This is a genomic window from Aurantiacibacter sp. D1-12 (assembly GCF_028858515.1).
Lineage (GTDB): Bacteria > Pseudomonadota > Alphaproteobacteria > Sphingomonadales > Sphingomonadaceae > Alteraurantiacibacter.
Genome location: NZ_JAPJZJ010000005.1, coordinates 78,457 through 100,132, shown reverse-complemented (window position 1 = coordinate 100,132; position 21,676 = coordinate 78,457). Strand labels below are relative to the sequence as shown.

28 protein-coding genes and 1 tRNA gene are annotated in these 21,676 nt (G+C 60.6%); 19 read left to right on the top strand and 10 right to left on the bottom strand.

Annotated elements, in window-relative coordinates; genetic code table 11:
* Positions 1–10 precede the first annotated feature (10 nt).
* A complete protein-coding gene (locus tag OOZ52_RS11535; RefSeq protein WP_274698675.1) occupies positions 11–520 on the top strand; it encodes an Mpo1 family 2-hydroxy fatty acid dioxygenase in 510 nt (169 codons plus the stop codon).
* Positions 521–527: 7 nt separating this feature from the next.
* On the opposite strand, the gene OOZ52_RS11530 is transcribed toward OOZ52_RS11535, so the two are convergent.
* From OOZ52_RS11530 to aroA, 4 genes are read right to left on the bottom strand one after another with little or no spacing between them, the layout of a single operon-like run.
* Complete coding sequence (locus OOZ52_RS11530) at positions 528–1,151, bottom strand: (d)CMP kinase (protein WP_274698674.1); 624 nt, start codon at positions 1,149–1,151, stop codon at positions 528–530.
* Positions 1,148–1,423 carry a CBU_0592 family membrane protein gene (locus OOZ52_RS11525; RefSeq protein ID WP_274698673.1) on the bottom strand — a complete coding sequence of 92 codons (276 nt, stop codon included), beginning with the start codon at positions 1,421–1,423 and terminating at the stop codon, positions 1,148–1,150. The genes OOZ52_RS11530 and OOZ52_RS11525 overlap by 4 nt, the downstream gene beginning before the upstream one ends.
* Entirely contained in the window at positions 1,420–1,869 is a 450-nt protein-coding gene (locus OOZ52_RS11520) for a DUF411 domain-containing protein (RefSeq protein ID WP_274698672.1), read from the bottom strand. The genes OOZ52_RS11525 and OOZ52_RS11520 overlap by 4 nt, the downstream gene beginning before the upstream one ends.
* A 26-nt stretch (positions 1,870–1,895) precedes the next feature.
* Positions 1,896–3,236, bottom strand: a complete 1,341-nt coding sequence (gene aroA, locus OOZ52_RS11515; protein WP_274698671.1) for a 3-phosphoshikimate 1-carboxyvinyltransferase — start codon at positions 3,234–3,236, stop codon at positions 1,896–1,898.
* Positions 3,237–3,385: 149 nt separating this feature from the next.
* Between aroA and OOZ52_RS11510 the strand changes: the two genes are divergently transcribed.
* The 12 genes from OOZ52_RS11510 (at position 3,386) to OOZ52_RS11455 (ending at position 12,379) form a co-directional block, all read left to right on the top strand.
* Positions 3,386–3,718 carry a TIGR02300 family protein gene (locus OOZ52_RS11510; RefSeq protein WP_274698670.1) on the top strand — a complete coding sequence of 111 codons (333 nt, stop codon included), beginning with the start codon at positions 3,386–3,388 and terminating at the stop codon, positions 3,716–3,718.
* A 376-nt stretch (positions 3,719–4,094) separates the two neighbouring features.
* A tRNA-Ala gene (locus tag OOZ52_RS11505) sits at positions 4,095–4,170 on the top strand.
* 33 nt (positions 4,171–4,203) lie between these two features.
* Positions 4,204–4,464 carry a hypothetical protein gene (locus OOZ52_RS11500; protein WP_274698669.1) on the top strand — a complete coding sequence of 87 codons (261 nt, stop codon included), beginning with the start codon at positions 4,204–4,206 and terminating at the stop codon, positions 4,462–4,464.
* Positions 4,465–4,479: 15 nt separating this feature from the next.
* Entirely contained in the window at positions 4,480–5,949 is a 1,470-nt protein-coding gene (gene ffh / locus OOZ52_RS11495; protein ID WP_274698668.1) for a signal recognition particle protein, read from the top strand.
* Between the two features lie 43 nt (positions 5,950–5,992).
* Positions 5,993–6,505: a 30S ribosomal protein S16 gene (gene rpsP / locus OOZ52_RS11490; protein WP_274698667.1), complete on the top strand. Its 513-nt coding sequence runs from the start codon at positions 5,993–5,995 to the stop codon at positions 6,503–6,505.
* A 5-nt stretch (positions 6,506–6,510) separates the two neighbouring features.
* On the top strand, positions 6,511–7,014 hold the full coding sequence (rimM, locus tag OOZ52_RS11485; RefSeq protein WP_274698666.1) for a ribosome maturation factor RimM: 504 nt from the start codon (positions 6,511–6,513) through the stop codon (positions 7,012–7,014).
* A complete protein-coding gene (locus OOZ52_RS11480; protein WP_274698665.1) occupies positions 7,007–7,336 on the top strand; it encodes a hypothetical protein in 330 nt (109 codons plus the stop codon). The genes rimM and OOZ52_RS11480 overlap by 8 nt, the downstream gene beginning before the upstream one ends.
* A gap of 45 nt (positions 7,337–7,381) precedes the next feature.
* A complete protein-coding gene (locus OOZ52_RS11475; protein WP_274698664.1) occupies positions 7,382–8,341 on the top strand; it encodes a carbon-nitrogen hydrolase family protein in 960 nt (319 codons plus the stop codon).
* Complete coding sequence (locus tag OOZ52_RS11470; RefSeq protein WP_274698663.1) at positions 8,338–8,757, top strand: hypothetical protein; 420 nt, start codon at positions 8,338–8,340, stop codon at positions 8,755–8,757. Before OOZ52_RS11475 ends, OOZ52_RS11470 begins: the two co-directional genes overlap by 4 nt.
* A 12-nt stretch (positions 8,758–8,769) precedes the next feature.
* Positions 8,770–9,627, top strand: coding sequence for a tRNA (guanosine(37)-N1)-methyltransferase TrmD (gene trmD, locus OOZ52_RS11465; RefSeq protein ID WP_274698662.1), 858 nt, complete (start codon positions 8,770–8,772; stop codon positions 9,625–9,627).
* On the top strand, positions 9,624–9,989 hold the full coding sequence (gene rplS / locus OOZ52_RS11460) for a 50S ribosomal protein L19 (RefSeq protein WP_274698661.1): 366 nt from the start codon (positions 9,624–9,626) through the stop codon (positions 9,987–9,989). Before trmD ends, rplS begins: the two co-directional genes overlap by 4 nt.
* Before the next feature lie 122 nt (positions 9,990–10,111).
* Positions 10,112–12,379, top strand: coding sequence for a DPP IV N-terminal domain-containing protein (locus tag OOZ52_RS11455; protein ID WP_446698128.1), 2,268 nt, complete (start codon positions 10,112–10,114; stop codon positions 12,377–12,379).
* Positions 12,380–12,554: 175 nt separating this feature from the next.
* On the opposite strand, the gene OOZ52_RS11450 is transcribed toward OOZ52_RS11455, so the two are convergent.
* Positions 12,555–13,424 (bottom strand): alpha/beta fold hydrolase, encoded by an 870-nt coding sequence (locus tag OOZ52_RS11450; RefSeq protein ID WP_274698660.1) that lies wholly within the window; start codon positions 13,422–13,424, stop codon positions 12,555–12,557.
* A gap of 71 nt (positions 13,425–13,495) precedes the next feature.
* On the opposite strand from OOZ52_RS11450, the gene OOZ52_RS11445 reads away from it, so the two are divergent.
* Together OOZ52_RS11445 and OOZ52_RS11440 are read left to right on the top strand one after the other, a co-directional pair.
* Positions 13,496–14,521 carry an aspartate-semialdehyde dehydrogenase gene (locus tag OOZ52_RS11445; protein ID WP_274698659.1) on the top strand — a complete coding sequence of 342 codons (1,026 nt, stop codon included), beginning with the start codon at positions 13,496–13,498 and terminating at the stop codon, positions 14,519–14,521.
* Between the two features lie 5 nt (positions 14,522–14,526).
* Entirely contained in the window at positions 14,527–15,069 is a 543-nt protein-coding gene (locus OOZ52_RS11440) for a hypothetical protein (protein ID WP_274698658.1), read from the top strand.
* Between the two features lie 20 nt (positions 15,070–15,089).
* Here the strand turns inward: OOZ52_RS11440 and OOZ52_RS11435 are convergent, their stop codons facing one another.
* Positions 15,090–16,484: an acetamidase/formamidase family protein gene (locus OOZ52_RS11435; protein ID WP_274698657.1), complete on the bottom strand. Its 1,395-nt coding sequence runs from the start codon at positions 16,482–16,484 to the stop codon at positions 15,090–15,092.
* A gap of 45 nt (positions 16,485–16,529) precedes the next feature.
* Between OOZ52_RS11435 and OOZ52_RS11430 the strand changes: the two genes are divergently transcribed.
* From OOZ52_RS11430 to OOZ52_RS11420, 3 genes are read left to right on the top strand one after another with little or no spacing between them, the layout of a single operon-like run.
* On the top strand, positions 16,530–17,297 hold the full coding sequence (locus tag OOZ52_RS11430) for an alpha/beta fold hydrolase (protein ID WP_274698656.1): 768 nt from the start codon (positions 16,530–16,532) through the stop codon (positions 17,295–17,297).
* Positions 17,298–17,339: 42 nt separating this feature from the next.
* Positions 17,340–18,335, top strand: a complete 996-nt coding sequence (locus tag OOZ52_RS11425) for a YncE family protein (RefSeq protein ID WP_274698655.1) — start codon at positions 17,340–17,342, stop codon at positions 18,333–18,335.
* Positions 18,336–18,338: 3 nt separating this feature from the next.
* Complete coding sequence (locus OOZ52_RS11420; protein WP_274698654.1) at positions 18,339–18,809, top strand: GNAT family N-acetyltransferase; 471 nt, start codon at positions 18,339–18,341, stop codon at positions 18,807–18,809.
* A gap of 58 nt (positions 18,810–18,867) precedes the next feature.
* On the opposite strand, the gene rplI is transcribed toward OOZ52_RS11420, so the two are convergent.
* The 3 genes from rplI to rpsF are packed head-to-tail and all read right to left on the bottom strand — an operon-like array spanning position 18,868 to position 20,133.
* On the bottom strand, positions 18,868–19,530 hold the full coding sequence (rplI, locus tag OOZ52_RS11415) for a 50S ribosomal protein L9 (protein ID WP_274698653.1): 663 nt from the start codon (positions 19,528–19,530) through the stop codon (positions 18,868–18,870).
* 13 nt (positions 19,531–19,543) lie between these two features.
* Complete coding sequence (rpsR, locus tag OOZ52_RS11410) at positions 19,544–19,768, bottom strand: 30S ribosomal protein S18 (RefSeq protein WP_197921053.1); 225 nt, start codon at positions 19,766–19,768, stop codon at positions 19,544–19,546.
* Positions 19,768–20,133, bottom strand: a complete 366-nt coding sequence (gene rpsF / locus OOZ52_RS11405) for a 30S ribosomal protein S6 (RefSeq protein WP_274698652.1) — start codon at positions 20,131–20,133, stop codon at positions 19,768–19,770. Before rpsF ends, rpsR begins: the two co-directional genes overlap by 1 nt.
* 236 nt (positions 20,134–20,369) lie before the next feature.
* Between rpsF and OOZ52_RS11400 the strand changes: the two genes are divergently transcribed.
* Positions 20,370–21,338 (top strand): DUF808 domain-containing protein, encoded by a 969-nt coding sequence (locus OOZ52_RS11400; RefSeq protein WP_274698651.1) that lies wholly within the window; start codon positions 20,370–20,372, stop codon positions 21,336–21,338.
* Between the two features lie 7 nt (positions 21,339–21,345).
* On the opposite strand, the gene OOZ52_RS11395 is transcribed toward OOZ52_RS11400, so the two are convergent.
* The gene (locus OOZ52_RS11395) at positions 21,346–21,645 is read right to left on the bottom strand and encodes a hypothetical protein (protein WP_274698650.1); all 300 of its coding nucleotides are present in this window, start codon (positions 21,643–21,645) and stop codon (positions 21,346–21,348) included.
* Positions 21,646–21,676 lie beyond the last annotated feature (31 nt).

Sequence of the window (21,676 nt, the reverse complement as noted above, 5' to 3'; positions counted from 1 at the left end):
GGAAAGTGAAATGACACTTGCACAGACTCTCGCCAATTACGGCGAATATCACCGTGACCGTCGCAATGTGCTGACCCATGCCGTCGGCGTTCCCATGATCGTGCTGGCGATTGATGTATTGCTCGCGCGACCGGTTTTCATGGTGCCGTTGCTGGGCGTGGCGGCCACTCCGGCGCTTATCGTGAATGTGCTAGCCGCCGTCTGGTATCTCCAGCTCGACACCAAGGCCGGTTTGATGATGACCGTTCTGCTGGCGCTGTTCTATGCCGTGGGTGTGCAAATTGCCGCAGTCTCCACCACCGCGTGGATTGGCGGAGGTATCGGCCTCTTCGTAGTGGGCTGGGCGTTCCAGTTCCTCGGTCACCACTGGGAAGGGCGCAAACCTGCCTTCGTCGATGACCTGCGCGGATTGCTGCACGGACCACTGTTCATGGCGGTTGAGGGTTTGTGGGCGCTTGGGCTGGCCAAGGGGCTCAAGGCAGAGGTCCACAGCCTGATGGAGCCGCAACCGGCGGAGTAAGGTCTGGTCAGGAGGCCTTGGCAGCCTCAACAGCCGCAATCGCAGCCGCAATCGCCTCATCCTTGCCGAGAGCAGTGGTGTCTATCACCAGCGCACCTTCGGCAATCCGCAACGGCGCATCCTTGCGCGTGGTATCTCGCGCATCGCGGGCGGCAATGTCCTGCTCGATTGCATCAAGCGTGATTTCCATTTCCCTGCCCTGCATTTCCAGCCAGCGACGCTTCGCCCTCGCTTGCACGCTGGCGGTGATGAACAGCTTCACATCGGCATCGGTCGCAACGACGGTGCCGATATCACGACCGTCGAGCACAGCGCCGCCATCCTGCATGGCGAACGCGCGCTGCCGCTCGAATAGCGCCTGGCGCACTGCCGGATGGACCGAGACACGGCTCGCAAGGCCGCCGGTCGCCTCGCTGCGCAGCTCGGGATCATCGAGCAGGCTATCGGGAAAGGTGGTTGCTGCCAGCGCGTCATCGGGAGAATCCGGATCGCCGCCATTGATGGCAACCTGCTTGCCCACCGCGCGGTAAAGCAGGCCCGTGTCGAGGTGCGGCAGGCCAAAATGCGCGGCGAGCGCCTTGGCGATCGTACCTTTACCCGAGGCGGTAGGCCCGTCGACGGCGATGATCATGGTTGGCTCTCCTCAGCGCGCTTTTGATGCGCGGACCACGCCTTCCAAAGCCCCCACAGCGCAATCGCCGCCCAGAAACCCTCAAGCACAAGGCTCGGCCAATTGGTGTGCACCAGCAGCGAAATGGTGAGCAGAGCGGCGCCTGTCAGGTTGGTGCCGTGGAGTACCCACGGGTTCGGCTTCTCGACCGCAGTCAGGTAGAAATAGGCCCCGATAATGCAGGCTGTACCGATGAAACCGATGATCGAATAGATGTCGAGCGGTGTGTTCACGAAGCGCCGTAGCTCGCGAAAACGTAGCGCTCGCCGGTATCGGTGAAGGCAATCACGTCATAGGCGTCCACACGGTCACCCATTTCCATGCCGGGAGAACCGACGGGCATGCCCGGAACGGCGAGGCCGCGCACGCCGGCGGGGCGTTCTTCGAGCAGTCGGGCGATCTGTTCGGCGGGCACGTGGCCTTCGATTACGTAGCCATCGACCAGCACTGTGTGACAGCTCCAAAGGTCCTGCGGCACGCCATTGGATGTCTTGACCGCGTTTATCTGCGCAGTCTCGACTTCGCTGACAGTTACTTCGTTTTCGCTGCGGACATGGTCGGCCCACTGCTCGCAGCAGCCGCAATTGGGATCTCGGAACATCTCGTATGTTGCGGCCTGCACCGCGCTGGAGCACGCGGCGAGGGTGAGCAAGGCGGGGGCGATAAAGCGGCGGATCATGGGTTAGGTCTCCGTTTGAATGGGGTTCAGCCAGAGGTAGCGTCTGCAAGTAGTGTTTCAAAGGTCGGAAAACTGGTCGCAATTGGCGCGGTATCGTCCACTTCCACACCGTTGTCGCTGGCAAGACCCGCCACGGCCATGCTCATGGCGATGCGGTGGTCGAGATGGGTGGTCACGCAGGTGTCGTCTGCCGTGCCAGGGAGCGGATCGCCTCCGGTGCCTTCGATCACCAGTCCGTCGCCGTACTCTTCCACCTTCGCACCTGCCAGAGTCAGCGCGGCAGCCATCGCGGCAAGGCGGTCGCTTTCCTTGACGCGCAATTCTTCGAGGCCGCGAGTGATTGTGGTGCCTTGGGCAAGCGAAGCAGCGACGAAAAGGATCGGGAATTCGTCGACCATTGCGGGAACGACTGCGGGATCGACTTCCACCCCGGTGAGTGCTGAATGCTTCACACGCAAGTCCGCGACCGGCTCGCCTCCGACCTCGCGCCGGTCCAGCTCCTCGATGCTTCCGCCCATATCGCGCAGCACATCGAACAGCGCAGCGCGTGTGGGGTTGAGACCGACATTTTCGATCACAAGGTCGCTGCCCGGTACCAGCAATGCGGCGACGGTGAAAAAGGCGGCGGACGAAGGATCGCCCGGCACAGTAATGGTCTGCGGCTGAAGATCAGCCTCACCGTGAATTTCGATAACGCGCTCACCGTTCTCCTCGCCAACTTCCAGCTTGGCACCAAAGCCGCGCAGCATGCGCTCTGAGTGGTCGCGCGTCGGCACTGGCTCAATCACGCGGGTGATGCCAGCGGTATTGAGACCTGCGAGCAGAACGGCGCTCTTCACCTGTGCACTTGCAACGGGGAGGCGGTAAGTGATCGGTACTGCGGGCGAGATACCGCGCAGCATCAGCGGGAGGGTGCCACCGGGGCTTGCTTCGAAGCTCGCGCCCATTTGGCTGAGCGGAGTAATCACACGGCCCATCGGTCGATTGGAAAGGCTGGCATCGCCAGTGAAGGCCGCGCGGATCGGGTGGCTGGCGACAAGGCCCATCAGCAGCCGCGTGCTTGTGCCGCTGTTTCCCATGTTGAGCGCCTGCTCGGGCTGGAGCAGCGATCCGACACCCACGCCGTGAATGCCCCATGTGCCGTCATTACCGCGATTGATCGTTGCCCCCATCGCTTGCATGGCGGCGGCAGTAGCGAGTACGTCTTCGCCTTCCAGCAGACCGGAAACCCGCGTTTCGCCTACCGCCAGCGCACCCAGCATTAGCGAACGGTGGCTGATAGATTTGTCGCCCGGCACAGCGATCCGCCCGGTCAGCGCGCCGCTGCTTGCAAAGCGTTTGGGGGAGGGGGTGTTGGAATGGCTCAACGGGCTACCTATTTGATCGCGTCTCTCATCGGCGCTTTGACAGGGGGTGTGCCCTATGGCAAGGCGCGCCCGCTCGTGATTCCGCACTATCGGCAATCGCATACGAATTTCCCGGAGAAGCTCTCCGGATGGATTAAGGACACAACGAAATGGTCAAGCCAGAATGGGGTACCAAGCGCAGCTGCCCCAAATGCGGTGAACGCTTTTATGACCTGGGCAATGAAGACCCGGTCACCTGCATCGAATGCGGCAACGAATGGACGCCGGAGCCTGTGCTCAAGTCCAAGCAGCCGATCCCGTTCGACGAACAGGACGACAAGAAGAAGAAAGACGACGAGAAGGATTCCGATCTCGCCGATGATGATCTGGACGATATCGATGAAGATGACGATTCGCCGGACAATGACGTTGACCTTGGCGGCGATGACGACCTTGGTGTCGATACCGCTGATGCCTCTGATGGCAAGGAAGATGATAATTAAGGCCACTTGTGTTGCGCATCGACCTCCGTCGATGCGTCCTCGCTAGACGCGCTCCGCTTCGCTGCGCGCCCGCTGCGGGCGGGCAGTCGCCCTTGCCCTCGGCTAGGCGCCGAGCGAGCTCCGCGACACGGTAGCTGTCCTGCGCTGGAATCGGGCGCGACTAGCGACCGACAGCGCGCGACTGCGCGCCGCCCGGTAGGGCGGAAGCCTAAGGGAGCGGACGCGACCGCCGGCGCTTGAGGCTAAACAAGCAATACATCTAGCGAGGACGAAGCCGCGGAGGCGGCTTCGAAAAACAAAAGGGGTTGCCTCTCACGCCACTCAGGCATAAAGGGCCACTCCGCACTCCTAACGGGGTGCAGACATCGATGGATACGGGGCCTTAGCTCAGCTGGGAGAGCGCAACACTGGCAGTGTTGAGGTCAGCGGTTCGATCCCGCTAGGCTCCACCATCGCATCGTCTTTCGGCCCAGGGCGGGCTGCAAATGGCGGATCGCTGCGCTTCCGGTGCTCACGGGCTTGATGCCCGCTGCGCTCCGGTTCTCGCACTCCACCATTTTCGCTTCCACCCTGAACCGAAATCCGACGCGATGGATGTTCTGAACACCGCCGTGGTATTCTGCGGCACGATTATTGAGCGGGCCCAAGGTTTCGGGCTCACGCTGGCCGACGAGTTCTCGTCCGCCGGCGTTTTTGGCATTTGGCTTCCCTCTACCCATATGGGCCGGGTGGGATGTCCAAATTGAGGAGTAGAGACGCGCATGTTTGATACGCTGTCTGATCGTTTGACCAATGTTTTCGATCGCCTGCGCGGTCGCGGGGCATTGAACGAACAGGACGTGCGCGATGCCATGCGCGAAGTGCGCGTGGCATTGCTCGAAGCCGATGTCGCGCTTCCCGTCGCCCGCGAATTTATCAACCGCGTAACCGAGCGCGCCATTGGTCAGGAAGTCCTGAAATCGGTCACACCGGGCCAGCAGGTCATCAAGATTGTCAATGACGAGCTGATCGATATGCTCGGCGGTGAAGAGTCGGACGGCGAAGCATCGCCGCTCAACTTCAACGTCACTCCGCCAGCCGTGGTCATGATGGTCGGCCTGCAGGGTTCGGGTAAAACCACCAGCACCGCCAAGATCGCCAAGCTGCTGAAGGAGAAAGAAGGCAAGAAGGCCATGATGGCCTCGCTCGACGTCAACCGTCCGGCAGCGCAGGAACAGCTGGCTGTTCTGGGCGAGCAGGCGGACGTCGCAACGCTCCCCATCGTTCCCGGCCAGCAGCCGGTCGACATCGCCAAGCGCGCGCTGAACGCGGCAAAGCTGCAAAATATCGACGTGCTGCTGCTCGACACCGCAGGCCGCCTGCATGTCGACGAAGCGCTGATGGCCGAAATGAAGGCTGTCGCGGGCGCATCCGATCCTGCAGAAGTGCTGCTCGTTGTCGACAGCCTGACAGGTCAGGACGCGGTGAACGTCGCGCAGAGCTTCACCGATGAAGTTCCGCTGACCGGCGTCGTGCTCACCCGTATGGATGGCGATGCGCGCGGCGGCGCGGCGCTTTCGATGCGCGCTGTCACGGGCAAGCCGATCAAGTTTGCAGGCACTGGCGAAAAGCTCGACGCGATCGAGCGTTTCCACCCGGCGCGTGTTGCCGATCGCATCCTCGGCATGGGCGATGTCGTTTCGCTAGTCGAAAAGGCGGCGGAGACGATCAAGGCGGAAGACGCCGAAGAGCTCGCCAAGAAGATGATGGCAGGCAAGTTCGATATGAACGACCTGCGCAAACAGCTTCAGCAGATGCAGAACATGGGCGGCCTCGGCATGCTGGCAGGCATGATGCCAGGCATGAAGAAGGCCAAGGCCGCGATGGCCAATGCCGACATGGACGACAAGGTTCTGCTTCACATGGATGCCATCATCGGCTCCATGACCAAGAAGGAACGCACCCATCCGCAGCTGCTCAACGCCAAGCGCAAAAAGCGCGTGGCGGCTGGCAGCGGCACCAGCGTGCAAGAGGTCAACAAGATCCTCAAGATGCACCAGGAAATGGGTCGCGCGATGAAGCAGATCAAGAAAATGGGCGGCCTGAAAGGCCTTGCCGCCATGTTCGGCGGCGGGGGCGGCATGCCGGGAATGCCCGGTGGCGGCGCTCCCGGCGGGATGCCCGGACTGCCTGGCGGTAGTGGTGGCGCAGGTCTCCCGCCCGATCTCCAGAATTTGTTGAACAAGAAGTAATTTATATCAATTTCAAAAGTTTAATTTCGAAAGGTAATCTATCATGGCAATCGCAATTCGCCTCTCGCGCGGTGGCGCAAAGAAGCGCCCGTACTACCGCATCGTGGCTGCTGACAGCCGCCGTGCACGTGACGGCAAGTATCTTGAGCAGCTCGGCACCTACAACCCGATGCTGCCGAAGGGTGACGAGAAGCGCGTGACGCTGATCGAAGATCGCATCAAGTACTGGCTCGGCGTTGGCGCGCAGCCGAGCGACCGCGTCCTCCGCTTCCTCGATGCTGCCGGTATCATGGAGCGTACGCCGCGCAACAACCCGCAGAAGGCCGAGCCGGGCGAAGCCGCCAAGGAACGCGCTGAAGAAAAGGCTGCCAAGGCTGCCGAAGCAGAAGAAGCCAAGAAGGCTGCTGAAGAGGAAGCCAAGGCTCCTGCAGAAGAGCCCGCTGCTGAAGAAGCTCCGGCCGAAGAAGCTGCCGCTGAGGAAGCTCCCGCCGAGGAAGCCGCTGCAGAGGAAGCTCCGGCTGAAGAAGCAGCCGAAGAAGAGAAGAAAGAGGACTGATCCTCTTGTCTCGGGACAAGCCCGTCACCCTTGCTGCCATCACCGGCGCGCACGGCGTGACGGGCGAAGTCCGCCTGAAGCTGTTTGGCGAGGGTCTGGCGACCTTCAAACCGCACAAGAGCTTCAACGGGGGTGATCTCACCCTCAAGAAGGTCCGTGACGATAACAAGGGCGGCGCCATTGCGCGCTTTGCCGAAGTCACTGATCGCACCGCCGCCGAAAAGCTGCGCGGCACTGTCCTTACCGTCACGCGCGATGCTCTGCCCAAGCTGGGTGAGGGCGAGTACTACCATGCCGATCTGATCGGTCTCGCTGCCGAGTCCGATGCAGGAGAGGCCATTGGCGAGGTCATTGCCGTGCACAATTTCGGTGCGGGAGACGTGATCGAAATCGCGCGCACCAGCGGCCCGAAGGCAGGCAAGAAATTCATGGTGCCGATGCGTAAGGAAGCCGTGCCCGAATGGGATACCGCACGGCTGGTGATCAATGCGGACTTCGCCGATGTCTGACATCATCATTATCGCATCGGTATTCGTCTTCGGGCTTGCCATCCTCAACGGTTTGGCGGCGGGGATCGTCTCGATCCTCTATTTCTGGCGGAACAACCGCAACACAACGCAGCGCGCACTCGCAGGTTCAGCTGTTTCGGGCCTGATGATCGCAGGAACCATGCTTGGTCCCCTTGCGGTCGACGGAATGAGCGCGGCTTTCGAAAGCACTATCGCGATGTTCTTTTTCTTCGCGGTATGCGCAGTGGCCTCTTTGCCCGGCGCCTTCATCATGTCGCGTAAGATCGCAAAGTCAGACCCTGTAGGCGATACGTTCCGCTGATCTGTGCCGGTTGCCGTGGCGAAACTCCGCGCCTAAACGCTCACCATGACCAAACTCAACGTCGCCATTTGTCAGGCCGCGCCTGTGCCGCTCGCCATTTCGGACGGGATCGAGAAGGCCGTGCGTCTGGCGCGCGAGGCTGTCGAGGGCGGGGCGCAGGTCGTGGCCTTTGGGGAGACCTTCCTTGGCGGTTATCCGCTGTGGCTGGACGAGGCTCCGGGAGCTGCCCTGTGGGACCATCCGGGCAGCAAGGCGCTGCACCGCATCCTGATGGAGCAGGCGGTGGTGCCGGGGGACGAGCGGCTGCTGCCCTTGCAGGAACTGGCTGACGAAAGCGGCGCGGTGATTTCCATCGGTGCGCACGAGCGAGTGCGCCAGAGCCTCTACAATAACCAGATGACCTTCCGCTCCGGCTTGCCAGTGCTTGGCCATCGCAAGCTGGTGCCAACGCATGGCGAGCGGCTGGTGTGGATGCGCGGCGACGGCTCGACGCTCGGCGTGCATCAGGCCGAATGGGGAAATGTCGGGAGCCTGATCTGCTGGGAGCACTGGATGCCGCTCGCGCGCGCGGCGATGCACAACCTCGGCGAAAGCGTCCACGTCGCCGCATGGCCGACCGTGCGCGAAAGCTACGCGATCGCCAGCCGCCACTACGCAATGGAAGGCCGCTGCTTCGTGCTGGCGGCGGGATTGGTGCAGACGAAGGACGACGTATTCGATGGGCTGGAGCGTGCCGGTGGCTCGGCAGAGGGCCGTGAACTCATCGAAAGCATCGAAGCCGATGTGATCAACCGCGGCGGCTCCCTGATCGCCGCACCCGATGCGAGTGTAGTCGCGCAAGCGGGCGAGGGCGAGGAGACTTTGTTCGCCGAGCTCGACCTGTCACTGCGCGACGAGGGTCTGGCGAACCTCGACACCGACGGCCACTACTCGCGGCCCGATGTGTTTGAGCTGAGCGTCGAAACGCGGGCGAAGGATGGGGTAAATTGGGGAGCGGACTCTTGAGCTTTACATCCATCGCTGCCGTTGAGATGACGAGTTTTTGTTTTGACTGTCCGGTGGAAGATCCTGGATTCTCGATCGCGCCATTTCTGAATGCGTTTTTGTTTGCAGCAGTTCTCGCTGCGCCGGGGTTTCTTGTGGGCATGTGGGTGCATCGGCAATTTGACCAGTATACAATTTCTGCCCGGCTGGTTGTTGTCGCGATGACCGTTCCTTTGTTTTGGTTTGTCTGGTTTTCTGGGCAGGCTGGCGCTGGATGGGCAGACGGAATCCTATCCGCATCAGGTTATGCTTTGCGCAATCTGTTTTACGATACTCTGCCATTCTTCGCGGGCGGCTTGTTTGCTGCTGGAGCCTCGTATTTCGATGCTCGACGAGTCGAGGCCCAGCGGAATGGCACTTACTTTCGTGACTATTGAGTCGACTGATCGATGACCTTCGCCGCCACCATCCTTACACTCTATCCGGAGATGTTTCCCGGGCCGCTGGGTGTCTCGCTTGCGGGGCGTGCGCTAGAGGAAGCGAAGTGGTCTTGCGAGACCGTTCAGATCCGCGATTTCGCGACCGACAAGCACCGCAATGTCGATGATACTCCTGCCGGGGGCGGAGCGGGAATGGTGTTGAAGGCGGATGTGCTTGGGCGGGCTTTGGATTCAGTCACGGGAAAGTCCCTTCCCATGGGGGAAGGGGTTGGGGATGGGGGTGCGGCAGGTGATGGGGATTCTGCGCCAGAAACCTCGAACACCTACCCCTCGATCTCCTCCCTCAAGGGAGGGGAAGTAACACGCCCGATTCTCGCCATGACGCCGCGCGGGAAACCCATCACGCAGGATCGCATTCGCGCAATCGCCTCTGGCCCCGGCGTCATAATGTTGTGCGGGCGTTTCGAAGGTTTCGACGAGCGGCTGTTCGAGGCGCGGCCGGAGATTGAGCAGGTCAGCCTTGCCGACATTGTCCTCTCGGGCGGAGAGCCTGCTGCATTGGCCATACTCGACGCTTGCATTCGGCTGCTTCCGGGGGTAATGGGCGCGCCATCCAGCGGGACAGAGGAATCGTTCGAGGACGGTTTGCTCGAATACCCGCAATATACCCGACCTCAGGAATGGGAAGGGCGCACGATCCCCGAAGTGCTGCGATCAGGGGATCATGCGAAAATCGCCGCGTGGAGGAAAGCCCGCGCGGAAGATGATACTCGGTTACGCAGGCCGGATTTATGGGAACGCCACGGTGGCGCTCCGGTCCAGCCTGCCTCTGGCGTGCAGCGAAAAAAGAAGGAAACGGACCAGTGAACCTGATCCAGACTCTCGAAGCCGAAGCAATTGAAGCTCTCGGCAAAGACGTTCCGGACTTCCGCCCCGGCGATACCCTGCGTGTCGGCGTGAAGGTTAAGGAAGGCAACCGCGAACGCGTCCAGAATTTCGAAGGCGTGTGCATCGCCCGCTCCAACCGCGGCATGGGTAGCAACTTCACCGTGCGCAAGATCAGCTTCGGCGAAGGCGTGGAACGTGTGTTCCCGCTCTACTCGCCGATCGTCGACAGCATCACCGTGGTTCGCCGCGGCGTCGTGCGTCGTGCCAAGCTGTACTATCTGCGTGGCCGTACCGGTAAGCGCGCTCGTATCGCCGAGCGTCGGGAAAACGTGGCTTCGTAAGCCGCGCTTCCAAGCGAAACAACAAAGGGCGGTTCTCTAAAGCGGAGAGCCGCCCTTTTCGTATGTCGATAGGCCATGTTGCCAGCAGGCCGTGCGCGCCTTAGGCAGGGCGCCAAACACAAATGGAGAGGTTCCCTTCTGACATGCGCAACCTGCTTATCGCCCTTGCGGCAACCACAATGGCCACGCCTGTAATGGCTCAGGATACTACCGCAGCAGCGCCCGAACTCACTTTCGAGCGGGTCTTCGCTAGCCCATCGCTCAACGGCCCGACACCGCGCCAGGCAAAGCTTTCGCCCGATGGCCGCTATCTCACCGTGCTGCGCAACCGCGAGGACGAGCGCGAGCGGTATGACCTGTGGGCCTTTGACCGCGAGACCGGCGAATGGTCGATGCTGGTCGATAGCGAGGCGCTCGGCACCGGGCGCGAGCTGAGTGAGGATGAGCGCATGCAGCGTGAGCGCGCGCGCGTGGGCAACCTGCGCGGTATCATCTCCTACCAGTGGACGCCGGACGGAACGGGCCTGCTCGTGCCGCTCGATGGTGACCTCTATCTCGCGCGCATCGGCGGCGAAGTCGTTCGTCTGACCGATACCGAGGAGAGCGAGCTCAACCCATCGCTCAGCGACGATGGCGGCTATGTTTCCTTCGTGCGTGACCGCCGCCTGTGGGTGGGTGAAGTCGGCGCAGAAGCCCAGCCGATCACGCCCGCAGAAGCTGACACCATCCGCTGGGGTGAAGCCGAATTCGTGGCGCAAGAGGAAATGAGCCGTCTCACCGGGTACTGGTGGTCACCTGATGACAGCCGCGTGGTTGTGCAGCGCACCGATGAAAGCCCTGTCGGCATCGTCACCCGCGCGGCCATCGGCGCGACGGGCACCGAGGTTTACGACCAACGCTATCCGGTCGCGGGCAGCGACAATGCCATCGTCCAGCTCTTCGTGATGGACCCCGATGGCGGTAACAGCGTCGAAGTGGACCTGGGCGATGAGACCGACATCTATCTCGCCCGTGTCGATTGGGCACCCGATGGAAGCGCGATCTACGTCCAGCGGCAGAACCGCGAGCAGACAGTGCTCGATATGTTGCGCGTCGATCCGGCGACGGGCGAAAGCGAGGTGTTCTTCACCGAGAATGCTGCGGTGGAGGATTACTGGATCAACCTCAGTGACAATTACAAGTTTCTGGATGATGGCCGCCTGATCTGGTGGTCCGAGCGCGATGGTTTCGGGCACCTCTACCTGCTCGGTAATGATGGCTGGCAGCAGCTGACCGAAGGCGAGTGGGTCGTAACCAAACTCGCCGGTGTGGATCAGGATGCCGGCCGTGTGTTCTTCCAGGGCACGCGCGATGATGTGCTGGAACAGCATGTCTATAGCCTCGACCTCGCGCTACCCGGCGAAGTGCAGCGGCTGACCGAGCCGGGCTTCACCTACGGTGCGAGCATGGACGGATCGGGTCAGACGATGCTTATCAGTCGCTCCAACGATGACACACCGCCGCAGATCTACATTGCTGACCAGTCCGGCCAGCGCGTGGCGTGGGTTGAGGAAAACGCGCTGGATGCGGACCATCCCTATGCGCCCTTCGTCGCGAGCCATCGCCCTACGCAATATGGCACGATCGAAGCCGAAGACGGTACACCGCTTTACTGGGAGATGGTCACGCCGGAGATGGAGCCAGGGCAGCGCTATCCGGTCTATTTCTACCACTACGGCGGACCGGGACCGCAGATCGTCAACCGCGGCTGGAACGGTGCACTACGGCAGGCCATCGTTGATCGGGGTTATATCTGGTTCGCGCTCGACAATCGCGGTTCGAACAATCGCGGGGTCGCCTTCGAGCAGCCGATCTATCGCGCGATGGGTGGTGTCGAAGTGCGCGACCAGGCGGCAGGCACGGCCTTCCTCCAGACGCTCGATTTCGTCGATCCGGAAATGATCGCCATCGATGGCTGGTCCTACGGCGGGTACATGACGCTGAAGCGCCTGCAGGCCGAACCGGGCGTTTACGCCGCGGGTATCAGCGGCGCGCCGGTAACGCGGTGGGAGCTTTACGATACCCACTACACCGAGCGTTACATGGGCACGCCTCAGGCCGATGGTGCGGCCTATGAGGCATCGAGCGCGATCCCTAACGCGACCGGTATCAGCGACCCACTGCTGATCATCCACGGTATGGCGGACGATAACGTGGTGTTCGAGAATGCGACTGAGATCATTTCGGTCATGCAGGAAAACAACGTGCCGTTCGAGATGATGCTCTATCCTGGGTACACGCACCGCGTATCGGGCGAGCAAATCTCTCCGCACCGCTACAACACGGTGTTCAACTTCCTTGAACGCAACGGGATTGTGCCGCCGTCTGATGAGGCTTCTGAAGAAGACTAATCAGACCGCGAAATGAAAATCGGGGCGGCTTCCTTACCCGGGAAGCCGCCCCTTCTTATCAGGGCATAGATGAAGTGGACGAAGGCGGTTTACCAGGGATGACTCGCCTGCGGACACAAGGCAAAACTGTGCTCCATTGGTTAAGACCAGCCTAACAGGTATGGTTAGCATGAAGTTAACCGCACTTGGCGGCCAGCCACTCTAGCGTGATCCTTGCGACTTCCTCAGGCGCTTCAACCTGGGGGTAATGGCCGACGTGGCGCAGCAAGTGGTGCCACGCGTTTGGCAACGTCTTGCGCCACACGTGATAGACATGCTCGCCGGAGATGGGATCAAGCGCACCATCGATCAGGCCGATCCTGTCCTGCGCCTTCTCAAGCGCGCCGACCCAACGCGCCTTGTTGCGCGTGCGTTCGGCCATATAGGCGAGAAGGCGGTGTGCGTTGCGATGCCCGTCCTGCGCAGCGATCATCTGCCAGAACCCGTCGAGCTCGGCCTCGCTAGGCTGGGTGTCAGGCCCGAAGATTGGCGCGAAGCTTTTGTCGAAGCGCTTGCGGTTCATCATCAGGCTCACCAGCGGGCCGAGCGGTGATGCACCAAGCTTCTGGATCAGGCGAGGGCGGTGCTCACCCGGGAATATGCCGCCGTTGAGGAAGACCATGGAGCCGAGTCTCGCGGCCCCCGATCCCTCTTGCTGCCGCGCGAGCATTTCCTGCCCGACTGACACGCCATAATCGTGCACCAGCGCGTCCCACTCGGTCACGCCAAGGTGCGATAGCAGTGCCTCCTGCAAATCGGCTTGGCGGAAGAGCGAGTAGGGCGCCTTGGGTTTGTCTGACAGGCCGAAGCCCAGCATGTCGCAGGCGATCAGCGTGTGGTGCTGCGCGAGATCATCCCACACCTCGCACCAGTCCCAGCTGCATGTCGGAAAGCCGTGGACCAGCAGCAGCGCAGGGCCGCTGCCACCTGTCCAATAGGCGATCTTGTGTCCCTGAAAATCAAAATGACTGGCGCGGCTCGCCCAGTCCTGCACATCCACTTTCATCGGTTTCCCCTTGCCAAGTGTTGTGATGATAGGCAGCGGGACGCGCAAGCACTTTACGGAGCAGAGTTTCGATGGGTTACAAGGTTGCGGTAGTCGGGGCGACGGGGAATGTCGGGCGCGAGATGCTCGCCATTTTGGCTGAGCGCGAATTTCCGATGGACGAGGTGGCAGCAGTTGCCTCCAGTCGCTCGACCGGGACCGAGATCGAAATCGGCGATTCCGGCAAGATGGTGAAGTGCAAGAATCTCGAGCACTTCGACTTTGCCGGATGGGATATCGCCCTGTTCGCTTGCGGCAGCGCTGCGACGAAAGAATATGCACCCAAGGCCGCCAAGGCCGGCTGCGTGGTGATCGACAACAGCTCGCTCTACCGTATGGATCCGGACGTGCCGCTGATCGTGCCGGAAGTGAACCCCGATGCGATTGATGGCTACAAGGCCAAGAACATCATCGCCAATCCCAACTGCTCTACCGCGCAGCTGGTAGTGGCGCTCAAACCGCTGCACGATGCGGCCAAGATCAAGCGTGTGGTGGTTAGCACTTACCAGTCGGTTTCCGGCGCGGGTAAGGATGGCATGGACGAGCTGTTCAATCAGAGCCGCGCGATCTTTGTCGGCGATCCGGTTGAGCCCGCCAAGTTCACCAAGCAGATCGCCTTCAATGTCATCCCGCATATTGACGTGTTCATGGATGATGGCGCCACCAAGGAAGAGTGGAAGATGGTGGTCGAGACCAAGAAGATCCTCGACCCCAGGATCAAGCTCAACGCCACCTGTGTGCGCGTGCCGGTGTTTGTCGGTCATTCCGAAGCGGTGAATATCGAATTCGAGAACGAGCTTTCGGCTGACGCAGCGCAGGAGATACTTCGGGAAGCGCCCGGCATCATGCTGGTCGATAAGCGCGAGGATGGCGGATACGTCACTCCGGTGGAAAGCGCGGGCGACGGTGCGACCTATGTCAGCCGCGTGCGCGAGGACCCGACGGTCGATAACGGCCTCGTCCTGTGGTGTGTCAGCGACAATTTGCGTAAGGGTGCTGCATTGAACGCGGTGCAGATCGCCGAACTGCTCGGCCGCCGCCACTTGCAAAAGGGATAATCGTCATGCGTCAATATGCTGCTCTCCTCACCATTCCGTTGATGCTTGCAGCCTGCCAACCGGCCGATGGTGACGCAGAAAATGGTGATGCAGAGGCACCAGTTGAGGTGATGGAAGAGGCATCGCTCGATCTACAGGCAACCGGTTTGATCGTGCCGCCGCAGAACGGGTTCGAGCGGCTCGATGTGCCGTTCGGCTCCAACCGCTCTGCGACCGAAGCAACGCTCGCGAATGTGCTGGGTGAAGCCATCGACACAGGCGGGCCGAATGATTGCGGCCTGGAATACACCTCCTACGCAGGCGTGACGCTGCAATTCCGTGAGGATGCCTTCGTCGGTTACATGGCGGAAGCACCCTATGTGCCGGAAATACCTCGCGCCGAAATGCTCGGCGATGCGGGTGTCACTCTGCTGGAAGACAGCACAATCGAAAACGAATTCGTGATCGGAGACCCTCAAGGCGAAGGCATCGGCGGCGTGTTTGCAGGCGCCGAAGATGAAGCCGCTGTCGAGGCGCTCTGGGCCGGCGAAAACTGCATCGCGCGATAGGCGGCGTTATACGGGAGAGGCTAGTCCTCCCTGCTATCCTCGGGCGCGAGGGTAAGTGTGTTTTGCGACTCTGGGAGCAGGGACTTGTCGATAATCGCGGCAATACCAATGTTGCGTCCGGCAAGGTTCGCAATCCGATATTCGATTGCCGCGCCCATAAGTTGGGCGGAATCAGACAAGGTGAGACCGTAGTCTGTGCGCAACCATGACACCATACCGCCAGTAGCGATCTGGAGCGCGTCTTCCATCGTTCCGGCTTGACCAAGCACCATGATCGCATCGGGAGACTCCACACGCGGCATCGGGGTGGCGCTTTGCTTGATCAAAGATACGCTAAAAACAACATCCATCGACGTTTCTAACGCAAATTGTGTAGTCTCCCCGTCGCCTTGTGCGGCATGAGCATCGCCGAGATAAAGCAATGCTCCCGGCCGCTGGACTTGCAGATAAACCGTGTTGCCTGCGACCACTTCAGAGAAATCCATGTTGCCGCCGAAGTGGCCGGTGTCGCCGGTTGAAATTGCTGGCCATCCGAAACTGGGAGCGACGCCCAAACCGCCCAGCATCGGTCGCAGCGGGACTTCGAGTTCGGCCAGGGCATCACTGACATTGGCCGGTCGCGCGACACCTGCCTCACGATCAATATTCCAACGGACGAACCGACCGATCTGCTCGGAATCAGATGTCAATTGAGGGCCGCGCACACGCTGTACGATGTGGTCGAGGCTGTCGGCATAGTCGCGATTGGGCGTAAGAGAGATGATCCTGATAGCAAGCGTATCGCCCGGCTCAGCTCCGGCGATGAAGAATGGGCCGGTTTGCGGATTGCCGAACAGGCTCTGTGTATTGCCGTTGCTGTCGATACCGCCCGAGTCGATGGTTTCTGTGATTACCGTATCGCCCGGCCAGATTACCAACACGGGCTCGCGATCGGGATTCCATGTATGGGAGAAGTCACTTGGATCATATCGGTGAGTTTGCACCCCTCCTGGAGCGCGCTCGGGCACTCGCCATGCCGAGAATTCGTGGCGGGTGGTCGCGCCTTCACCGCCATTCCTATCCGGGAAAGTAGCAAACCCGCTCATCCGGTCCTCAACTATCCGGCCCGTAAACACGGCTCCGCTATCGTGTCCTGACCGCACGGAAAATGTGATGCGATCCTCATCGGCGGTTCCGCGAATTTCTCCGCCGTCGAGATCGCCTACCCAGTTGTTATCTGTGCGTTCGACGTTGAGCGTGTAGTAGGCTGAAACACCCCACATATCGGCGCGAACGATCCATTGCTCTGCCGCTGCAGGAGTGGCGATCGTGAGCAACAGGATGAAGCAAACCAGCGTTCTCATGCCTGACTCCAATTGACTACAAATGTAATCGTAACAAGGCATATTGGAAATTTCAATGCTTTGGTCACCCATTGGTTTGGGCTTGCTCGCAATCTAATCGAGCGGCATGAGGAGTAGATGGCAGAACCAGAATTTATCTCCGCATCAGATGGCACCCGCATGGCCATTCACCGCATTGGGCCAAAGGGCGGGGGTGGCCGCCCGGTCCTGTTGCTGCACGGCCTGTTCTCCGATGCCAATGTGAACTGGATCAAATACGGTCATGCTGCGTATCTGGCAGAGCAGGGCTTTGAAGCCATTATGCCCGATTGGCGTGTGCATGGACAAAGCGACTCCCCGACCGATGCTGCGGCATTTCCGGCTGGCGTGCTGGTGAAGGACACCTTCGCGGTGGTCGAGAAGCTGGGTCTGACCGACTACGATCTCGTTGGCTTCTCGCTCGGGTCGCGTACGGCGATCAGCGCCGTGATTGCGGGACTGACACCGCGCAAGTTGATCGTGACGGGTATGGGGCTGGAAGGCCTCACCAACTGGCAGAAGCGTACCGCTTTCTTCATCGACATGATCGACCATTTTGACGAGATCAAGCACGGCGATCCGCGCTTTATTGCCAAGAGCTTCATGAAAACGCAGGGCATTGACCCGGTGGCTGCACGCCAGCTTCTGGTGAACGGCGTGGACAACATCGATGTTGCGGACCTGGCCAAAATCACCATGCCGACACTCGTGCTGATCGGCGATAAGGACCGCGACAACGGCTCTCCAGAGCGGTTGGCTGAGGCAATACCCGATGCGCAGGTACGCACAATTCCCGGCACGCATATGAGCTGTGTTCTGGGTGATCCGCTGGGTGTGGAAATCGCACGCTTTCTTTTGGAAGACTGATACGGCACATTGCGCTCCGGGACATAAAGCCGGAGAAATTCCATGCGCCTTGCCACCCTGATCGTCGCACCCGTTGTGCTGGCCGCCTGTACGTCTGCGTCTCCGCCGCAGGAGCCAGTCCCCTCTGACAGTGTGACCGGTACAATGTTTGTCGCGAACAAGCGCGGGGCGAGTCTTTCGCGGATCGATCTGGCGACAGGCGAGGAGACGCAAAGGGCGGATACCTGTGAGAACCCGCATGAGCTGACCGTGTCACCTGATGAGAGCATGGTGATGGTCGCATGCTATTCGGGGCGTTCAGTGCAGGTCTACGGTACCGATGATCTTGTGCCAGTCAACGAGGTTGAGCTGGGCGAACGCGCACGTGTTCACGCCGCGCTTTGGCTTGACGATGGCAGGGTGATCGCGGGCGCGGAAGGGCGCGGTTCTTTCTACGTGATCGAGGATAGCGCGGGGACGCCTGCCCTGACCGAAATCGGCGGCGGCGGGCCGGGCGCTCATCTCGTCGCGGTCAATGCCGATGGCTCGATGGCCTGGGGTACAATCATCCCGACAGGCGAAGTGGTGCGCTATGATCTTTCAGGCGCAAGCGAGGCCACCCGTGTTCGCATCGGTGACCAGATCGAGGCATTGGCACTTTCTCCCGATGGCGAGACTCTGTGGGTCTCCTCCAATGCCGACAGCACTGCCTACCGCCTCGATGCCATGACGCTGGAGGTACAGGCGGAGGTCGCAACGGGTGCAGTGCCAATCCGCTTGGCCATGCATCCCTCAGGCGACTTCGTGGTGAGCAGCAATTACGGCACCGGAGACCTCTCCGTAATCGACACCGCGACCAACGAAGTTGTCCGCACGATCCCCGTTTCCGACGGCAGCGATGCGGTGCAGGTGACGCTCGTGTTCAGCGAGGACGGATCGCGCCTCTACGCAGCCGAAACTGCAACCGACACGATAGCCGAGGTCGATTTCGCCAGTGGCGAAGTGCTCCGCCGCATTGCGACGGGGCCGGGCGGCGATGGGCTTGCTGTGATCGACTGAGTGATGAATGGTGAAATTCACATTCGTGTCGCAGGTCGTGAAGACTTGCGCCAGGTCGCTATGCTTCGCTGGCACCTGAAAATGGGCGATGAGGCTGCCGCAACTGGCATCGCATTTGATCAATTCGTCAGTCATTTTATCCGATTCGAAAGTGCCGAACGTGCGCCGGAGGAGGCTCATCATTGGGTTGCGGAACTGGACGGTGAGATTGGTGCAGTAATGACTGTGATCCGTGTGCAGAAGGTCCCCTCGCCGGACGGTGAATCCGGGCACTGGTTTTACCTGACCAATTGTTATGTTCTCCCGAAACATCGCAATCGAGGGATAGGCGAAGCCCTGTTGTCGGAAATCAAGTCTTGGGCCGTTGACGGCGAAGCAGAGTTGATGCTCGTCTGGCCTAGCGAGCGTGCTTTTGCGTTCTATGAGCGGTGCGGGTTTGTGCAGCCGGATGGCGTGCTGGGCTGGGAGCCATAGAAAAAGGGCGCCGCCATTGCTGGCAGCGCCCTTGTTTCTGTGTCGCGGTGAGAAGCGATCAGCCTTCGGTGGTTTCTTCACCTTCGGCAGCTTCTTCAGCCGGAGCTTCTTCCGCAACGGCTGCTTCACCTTCTTCACCCTCTGCACCGGGCAGGTCGCCCAGTTCGTGGTCAGGGTCGAGCTCGTGCTGGAAGCCGGCTTCTGCGTCGGCAGCAGCTTCTTCTTCGTTCATCTGCGCGATGACGTCGACGCCCTGGCTCTGCAGTTCGGCTTCGTCATCCGAACGGGCGACGTTGGCCTTGACCAGAACTTCCACCTCGGGGTGGAGGCGAATGGTCACGTCGAACATGCCGATCGTCTTGATCGGCGCGCCCATGATGACCTGCTTCTTGTCGATGTCGTGACCCTTGTCGGTCAGACCGGCAGCCACGTCACGCACGTTGACCGAGCCGTACAGCTGGCCAGCGTTCGAAGCGGCGCGGATCAGAACGATCTCGGTGCCTTCGACCTTGCTGCCCTGCTTTTCAGCAGCGGTACGCTTTTCGGCGTTTTCAGCTTCCAGCTTGTCGCGGTTGGCTTCGAAAACCTTCTTGTTGGCTTCGTTGGCGCGAAGAGCCTTCTTCTGCGGCAGCAGGAAGTTGCGGGCGTAGCCGTCCTTCACGGTGACAATGTCACCGATCTGGCCGAGACCGCCAACGCGTTCGAGGAGAATGATATCCATGGTCTTTTCTCCCTTACTTCACGATGTAGGGCAGCAGGCCCAGATGGCGAGCACGCTTGATGGCCTTGGCCAGTTCACGCTGCTTCTTGGCAGAAACAGCAGTGATACGGCTGGGCACGATCTTGCCACGTTCGGACATGAAGCCCTGCAGCAGACGCGTGTCTTTGTAATCGATTTGCGGTGCGTCCTTGCCAGCAAACGGGCAGGACTTGCGACGACGGTAGAACGGACGAGCCATCAGTTACGCTCCTCACGGTCGGACCGCTTTTTCTTGTCGCGGTCGTTCTTCTTCATCATCACAGACGGGCCGTCTTCATGCTGTTCAACAGCGATGGTCAGCCAACGGATGATGTCTTCGTTGATGCGGTTCTGACGCTCCAGCTCGGCAACGAGGCTACCAGGGCCATCGATGTTGAGCATCACAAAGTGGGCTTTGCGGTTGCGGTCAATCTTGTAGGCGAGGGACTTCAGGCCCCAGGTCTCGGTCTTCACGACCTTGCCGCCATTGCCTTCCACGATTTCCGTGGCGCCAGCAGCAAGCGCATCAACCTGAGCCTGGCTCAGATCCTGACGCGCGAGGAAAACATGCTCGTAAAGAGCCATGCACGCTTCCTTTCACTTCAATGCCGATCGCTGGCGATCCTGCGGCGAATCCGCTGGTGCCCCTCCGGCTTTCTTGGGTTTCCCGTGCGGCATTACCGCAGGGAAGGCGCGCACATAGCGGGATTGGGGGGAAATGCAAGCGCAATAAGGGGCGAAAACAGGCCCTCCGGGGCTTGCCGGAATGGAAACTGACAGGCAGGGCAGCGGATGAAGCACGAAACAGGGAGTGTCCTTCAATGCCTTCAGGCCTTGCCGCCCTTTTAGACGACGTTTCCATCATCGCCCGTACGGCATCGGCTTCGGTCGATGATATTGCGGCCGCCGCTGGCCGTGCAGGCTCCAAGACGGCAGGCGTGGTGATTGATGATGCGGCCGTGACGCCGAGCTACGTCACGGGACTTTCCCCAGCGCGCGAGCTGCCGATTATCTGGAAAATCACCAAGGGCAGCCTGTTCAACAAGCTGATCATCCTGCTGCCGGCGGCTCTGTTGCTGAGCGAGTTCCTGCCGTGGCTGATCATCCCTATCCTGATGCTGGGCGGCGCCTTCCTTTGCTATGAAGGCGCGGAAAAGGTGATGGAGAAGCTGGGCGGGGCAAAGCACGGAAAGAACCTGGACAGCCCAATCGAAGACCCGGTTGCGTTCGAGAAAGAGCGCGTGGCGGGTGCCATCCGCACCGATCTGATCCTATCGGCAGAGATCATGGCGATCACGCTCAGTGAGGTGGCGACCGAAACGCTGATTACCCGCGCTGGCGTGCTGGCGCTGGTGGGCATTGCCGTCACGCTGGTCGTCTATGGCGCTGTGGCACTAATCGTGAAGATGGACGATGTGGGCCTGCATCTGGCGCAAGAGGGCCGGACAGAAGCGGGGCGCAAGTTCGGTACCGGTCTGGTCAATGCTATGCCGCATTTGCTCACGGCGCTCTCGCTGATCGGGACGGTGGCCATGCTCTGGGTCGGAGGCGGAATTATCATTCACGGCCTGCACGAACTCGGCATTCTCTTCCCTGAAGAGGTCATCCATTCTGCACAGCACTGGGTCGAGCATATTGCCGGCGGTCTTGGCGGTGTTCTCGGCTGGCTGACCTTCGCGTCGCTATCAGCGCTGCTCGGGCTGGTGCTGGGTGCGGTGATCGTGTTTGTGCTACACAACGTGCTGGGGCTGGGTCATACCGAGGAAGCCGAAGAAGCAGCCGCGCACTAATCTGCGTCTATGCGGCCGCGCGTTGGACTCTGCGTTCTTCTGCTATCCAGGCGTCCTTGTTGTCCCACCCTCGGCCGTCGCTGCTTTCAACGCGGCCATCGGGATGCATCACGAACCAGGGGCTTTCGTCAGCCGCGCGCGGATCGAGCGTGATCGGCGTTAGGCGGCGATCCTTGCCGACCTGCCAGCCAAGAACATTGGCGTAGACAAGATCCACCTGATTATCGTCAAAATAGGCGGAGATGAGGTAGGTGCCCGGATGGGCATCGAACATGCCGACGCCGCTTTCACGATAACTTTTCTGCACTTTCGGAGCCTTCTGGTGACGATTGGGAAAC